At 71.6% G+C, this 5,552-nt stretch carries 5 protein-coding genes and 1 pseudogene; 3 read left to right on the top strand and 3 right to left on the bottom strand.

Annotated elements, in window-relative coordinates:
• Positions 1-802: AAA family ATPase (locus ACYVE7_RS28190; RefSeq protein ID WP_460368792.1), on the bottom strand; the 802-nt coding region annotated here is incomplete at its 3' end.
• Positions 799-1,971, bottom strand: a complete 1,173-nt coding sequence (locus tag ACYVE7_RS28185; protein WP_460368790.1) for an exonuclease SbcCD subunit D — start codon at positions 1,969-1,971, stop codon at positions 799-801. The genes ACYVE7_RS28185 and ACYVE7_RS28190, both read right to left, overlap by 4 nt.
• 140 nt (positions 1,972-2,111) lie before the next feature.
• On the opposite strand from ACYVE7_RS28185, the gene ACYVE7_RS28180 reads away from it, so the two are divergent.
• From ACYVE7_RS28180 to ACYVE7_RS28170, 3 genes are all read left to right on the top strand, one after another.
• A complete protein-coding gene (locus ACYVE7_RS28180; RefSeq protein ID WP_460368788.1) occupies positions 2,112-2,798 on the top strand; it encodes a RibD family protein in 687 nt (228 codons plus the stop codon).
• On the top strand, positions 2,791-3,243 hold the full coding sequence (locus ACYVE7_RS28175; RefSeq protein ID WP_460368787.1) for a deaminase: 453 nt from the start codon (positions 2,791-2,793) through the stop codon (positions 3,241-3,243). Before ACYVE7_RS28180 ends, ACYVE7_RS28175 begins: the two co-directional genes overlap by 8 nt.
• 96 nt (positions 3,244-3,339) lie before the next feature.
• A complete protein-coding gene (locus ACYVE7_RS28170) occupies positions 3,340-4,776 on the top strand; it encodes an aldehyde dehydrogenase (protein WP_460368785.1) in 1,437 nt (478 codons plus the stop codon).
• 192 nt (positions 4,777-4,968) lie between these two features.
• Here the strand turns inward: ACYVE7_RS28170 and ACYVE7_RS28165 are convergent.
• A pseudogene (locus ACYVE7_RS28165) lies at positions 4,969-5,552 on the bottom strand (hypothetical protein); the annotation flags it as partial.

The raw sequence follows: 5,552 nt of genomic DNA, 5'->3' as shown, positions 1-5,552 counted from the left end.
CGGCCCACGCCCGCTTGGCGTCGTCGAGCGCGCCGTTGCTGCCGGCCAGCAGCTCGCCCGTGACGGCGCGGACGGAGTCGAGGTTGCCCTGGAGCTCCGTCGCCCACGGCAGGAACACGGCATCGGGACGGGCGGAGCCGGTGACCTCGGCGATCCGGTCGGCCGTCGCCTGCACGAGCCGCTGCAGATCCTCGGCCGCACGGCCGGTCGTGGCCCGCCGGTCGGCCAGCCACTTCTCGACGGCCGCGTAGATCTCGGTCGCGAAGAGCTTCTCCAGGACCTTGCGACGCTCCTCGGCCGTCGCCCGCAGGAACGCCGCGAAATCGCCCTGCGGCAGCATCGCGACCTGGCAGAACTGCGGCGCCGTCATCCCCAGCAGCCGCTGCACCAGATCGCCGGCCTCGTCGAGCCGGTTGGTGAGCCCCTGCCAGCCGACGGCCGTCTCCTCCTCGACCAGCACGTGCGCCTGCTCCAGCCGGGTGCCGGAGCCGCGCAGCTTGGGCCGCTCCCACGCGGGCGAGCGAGTGATCTTGAATCGGCGGCCGCGGATCGTGGTCTCCAGCTCCACCTGCGGCCCGACCCCGGCGGGCGCGTGGTCGCTGCGGAGCGATTTGGCGCTGTCACGGGCGCCCGGCACCCGGCCGTAGAGGGCGAAGCAGACCGCGTCCAGGACGCTGGTCTTGCCCGCGCCCGTCGGACCGTTGATGAGGAACAGCCCGGCCTCGCCGAGCGCGGTGAAGTCGATCTCCTCGGTGCCGGAGAACGGCCCGAACGCGGTGATCCGCAGCCGGTGCAGTCTCATCGGGCGGCCCCCTCGCGCGGCGCCGGCACCCGGACGGGCTCCTCCTGGCGGCAGTCGGTGAAGGCGTCCTCCAACAGGACGCGTTCCTCGTCGGTCAGCGGCGCCCCGGCCATCTCCTGGAAGAAGCCGGCGGCCAGCGCCGGCCCCGTCCGCTCCTGGATCCGCGACGCCCACGAGAGCTCCCGCTCCGGCTCCGCGCCTTCGGGCTCGAACGCCAGCACCAGCACATGCGGGAACCGCGTCTTCAGCCGCTCCATCGCCCCGGCGGGCCGCACCGGATCGGTCAGCGTGATCTGCAACCAGTGCCCCGTGTATCTGTCGAACGCCTGGTCGGCGAGCAGCTCGGGCAGCGCACCGCGCAGCCGGGCGATCGGCCGCGGCACCGGAGCCTCCACGAACTCCGCCCCGCGTAGCCCCGAACCGTCCAGCTCGACCAGCCACGACCCCTTGAGCTGCCGCTCCTCCGAGAACGAGTACGCGATCGGCGACCCGGAGTAACGGACCGACGGGCTGAGCGTGCGCCGTCCATGCAGATGCCCGAGCGCGGTGTAGTCGATCCCGTCGAACACGCTCGCCGGGACGATCGACACCCCGCCGACCGAGATGTCCCGCTCCGACGCGCTCGCCACCGACGCGGGCTCCTCGCCCGAGGTGACGAAGGCGTGCGCGAGCACCACCCGCGGCCCCTGATGGGCGTGCGCGTCGATCCGGCGCATCGCCTCCGCCAGGGCGGCGGTGTGCGACCGTTCGGCCAGCCCCCACTCGGCGCGCACGAAATCCGGCTCCAGATAGGGGATCGGATGGAACGCCACCCCGTCGACGATCACCGGTGTGCCCACGTCGGCCGGAGCCGTGCGGACGTGCACCCCGGCCACGTCCAGCAGCCCGGAGCCCACCCCGAGCCGGACCGCCGAATCATGGTTGCCGGAGATCAGCACCACTTTCGCGCCCGTGGCGGCGAGCCTGCGGATCGTCTCGTCGTACAGGCGCACCGCGTCGACCGGCGGCAGCGCCCTGTCGTAGACGTCACCGGAGATCAGGACGCAGCCGACCGACTCGGCGACGACGGTGTCGACGAGGTGGTCGGCGAAGGCGGCCTGGGCGCCGAGCAGGTCCTCCCGGTGGAAGGAGCGGCCCAGATGCCAGTCGGAGGTGTGCAGCAGTCTCATCGCTCCCGACCATAGACACCCCCTCTGACACTTCCGGCGCAGAAACGCCGGGTAACCCAGAAGTCAGCGGTTCGTATAGCCCGCTTGGCGGTCGGGGCCCCGGTCCCCGGATCGGGGGGCCGGGGTCCTACCCTGACACCGTGAGTGATCGCCCGTTTGTCCTGCTGAGCGTCGCGACATCCGTCGACGGCTACATCGACGACATGTCCGACGACCGGTTGCGGCTGTCCAACGCCGCCGACCTCGACCGGCTGGACGGCGCGCGCGCCACCGTCGACGCCATCCTCGTGGGCGCGAACACCGTCCGCCGCGACAATCCGTCACTACTGATCAAGTCGGCGGCCCGCAAGGCCCAGCGCGCCGCCCGCGGCCTGCCCGAGGACCTCACCAAGGTGACGCTCACGACCGGCGGCGATCTCGACCCCGATTCCCGGTTCTTCACCACCGGCACCGCACCGAAGATCGTCTACACGACGGAGGAGACCGCGCCGGGTCTGGCCGCGGCGCTCGGCGACCGGGCCACGGTGGTCGACATGGGCGTCACCGTCGACCTGCCCGTCCTGCTCACCGATCTGGTGGCGCGCGGGGTGCGCCGGCTGATGGTCGAGGGCGGCGGCGGGGTCCACACCCGGTTCCTGACCGCCGGGCTCGTCGACGAGATCCATCTGGCGGTCGCGCCGTTCTTCGTCGGCGACCCGGCCGCGCCGCGCTTCACCCATCCGGGCGTCTTCCCGCAGAGCCCGGGACGTCCGATGCGGCTGGAGGAGACCCGGCGGATCGGCGACATCGCGTTCCTGCGCTACACGATGGGGCACCGCCGTGGCTGACGGGCCGGCGCGGGAGACGCCCGACCTGAGGTGGCTGGATCTGGCCTGCGACCTGGCCGCGCTCTGCCCGCCGTCCGACACCGCGTTCTCCGTGGGCGCGGTGGTCGTCAGGGACGGCCGGGAGCTGGCCCGCGGCTACTCCCGTGAGCTCGACGGGAAGAACCACGCCGAGGAGGCCGCGCTCGCCAAGCTGGCGGGCGAGGACCTGTCCGGGGCGACCGTCTACAGCTCGCTGGAGCCGTGCGCCCAGCGGGCGTCCCGGCCCCGGCCGTGCGCCCGGCTGATCATCGACGCGGGGATCCGGCGGGTGGTGTTCGCGTGGCGCGAGCCCGTCCTGTTCGTTCCAGGGGAAGGGTTCGAGCTGCTGACCGAGCACGGCGTCGAGGTCGTTGAGCTGCCCGAACTCGCGGCGAAGGCAAAAGCACCCAACCTGCGTCTTCTATGAAATGAGACTCCAGTCTAGGATGGCGCCAGAGAAACCAAGCAAGCATTCGGTTTGCTGCGTACCTCCGGACGTCCACCCCGGGTTGGAGGATCCCTCATGCAGGAGCACAAGCACTTCTTCATCGGCGGCGACTGGGTAGCGCCTTCGGGCACCGGTCGGATCGACGTGGTCGACCCGCACACCGAAGAAGTGATCGGCAGCGTGCCGGACGGTGCGAACGCCGACATCAACCGGGCCGTGGCCGCCGCCCGGCAGGCCTTCGACCACGGCCCGTGGCCCCGCATGACCCCGGCTGAACGCGCCGTCGCCGTCGGACGGCTGTCGGCGATCTACGCCGAGCGCCAGCAGCAGATGGCCGATCTGGTGACCGCGGAGATGGGGTCGCCCGCGCTGTTCTCGGTGTTCGCGCAGGCCGCGATCCCGCAGATGGTGCTCCAGTACTACGTGGACCTCGCCGCCTCCTACACCTGGGAGGAGGAGCGGCCGGGGATGCTCGGCCCGGTGACCGTCACGCAGGAGCCGGTCGGGGTGATCGCGGCGATCTATCCGTGGAACGTCCCGCAGTTCACGCTGATGCTGAAGCTCGCGCCCGCGCTGATCGCGGGCTGCACGGTCGTCGCGAAGCCGTCGCCCGAGACCCCGCTCGACGCGTACCTGCTGGCCGAATGGATCAAGGAGGCGGGGATCCCGGACGGTGTGATCAACATCGTTCCGGCGGGACGTGAGGTCGGCGCCTACCTGGTGGCGCACCCGGGCGTCGACAAGGTCGCCTTCACCGGTTCCACGGTGGCCGGACGGCAGATCGGCGCGGTCTGCGGCGAGCAGCTCAAGCGCGTCACGCTGGAGCTGGGCGGCAAGTCCGCCGCGATCATCCTGGAGGACGCCGATCTCGCCACCACGATCGAGGGGTTCAAGCTCGCCTCGCTGATGAACAACGGTCAGGCGTGTGCCGCGCAGACCCGGATCCTCGCGCCGCGCAGCCGTTACGACGAGGTCGCGGACGCGCTCGCCACGATGGTCGGCGGCATGACCGTCGGCGATCCGGCCGACTGGGGCACTGAGATCGGTCCGCTGGTCGCCAAGCGTCAGCAGGAACGCGTCGAGGACTACATCCGGATCGGGCAGGACGAAGGCGCCAAACTCCTGGTCGGCGGTCTGGACCGCCGGGGCCTGGACCGCGGCTGGTATGTCGCCCCGACGGTCTTCGGCGACGTCACCAACGACATGCGCATCGCCCGTGAGGAGATCTTCGGCCCCGTCCTGGCTCTGATCCCTTACACGGACGAGGCAGACGCCATCAACATCGCCAACGACTCCGAGTACGGTCTGGGCGGCTCCGTCTGGACCGCCGACGTCGACCACGGCATCGAGGTCGCCCGCCGGATCCGCACCGGCTCCTGCGGCGTCAACCTCTACTCCCTCGACCCCAACACCCCCTTCGGCGGCTACAAGAACTCGGGCCTGGGCCGCGAACTGGGCCCCGAGGGCCTGGTCGCCTACCTGGAACACAAATCCATCCCCCGCCCCGCCTGACCCACCCCACCCCGAACCGGCCGCTCACCCCCGGAACGGCCGGTTCCCCTTTTCAGGCAACCCCGGAACGCGGTCGCCTTCACGGCGAATCGGCCGCCCGTCCGATGCGGCAGACCCAGGCAGACGGTCAGGCAGGGCGGCCGAGCCAGGTGGCCCGGCTTGCTGGTTAGGCCGGGCAGCCGGGCCAGATGGTCAGGACAGGTGGGTGATGGTGACGCCGGGTGGGGGTTGGGGGGTGGGGGTGGTCGGGGGGCCGGTGACGAGGATGTGGGAGGCGACCCAGGAGACGCCTTGGCGGGGGACGGAGGGGAGGAGCGCGGGGAGTTCGGTGGGGCCGACGACGGCTAGGGTGGCGCGGTGCTCGGCGGTGGTCTGCTCCAGGTGTTCGGGGCGGCAGCCGACCAGGACGGCGCCCTGGGAGAGAGCCAGGTCGGTCAGGGCGCAGCGGAGCGCCGGCGGGCAGGTGGGGGAGCAGAAGACGACGACGTCGGCGGTGCGGATGCCGGTGGCCGCACCCAGTGACGCGATGTGGGCGAGACGGTCGGCGTGGCTCAGGAGCACGGTGCCGGTGCGCAGCGCCATGTCGTGGATGGGTAGCGAGCCGTGCTGCTGGTGCGGGACGACCGAGGTCAGCTCGCCGAACGGGGTGGTGCCGGGAACCTCACCGAAGGTGAAGATCTGGCGGACCCGTGAGTACTCCGTGGCGGCCAAGGCCAGTTCGGCGTGCTCGGCGTCGACCAGCAGGACCCGGGCGTCGGCGAGGGCCGCGCCCAGCG

This window comes from Actinocorallia lasiicapitis, assembly GCF_054778695.1.
This window is presented reverse-complemented; position numbering and strand designations above follow the sequence as displayed.

What these genes read in the sequence shown, in the direction of transcription:
- ACYVE7_RS28185 (WP_460368790.1), bottom strand. Translation starts at nt 1,971, where the DNA reads ATGAGACTGCTGCACACCTCCGACTGGCATCTGGGCCGCTCCTTCCAC.
- ACYVE7_RS28170 (WP_460368785.1), top strand. Translation starts at nt 3,340, where the DNA reads ATGCAGGAGCACAAGCACTTCTTCATCGGCGGCGACTGGGTAGCGCCT.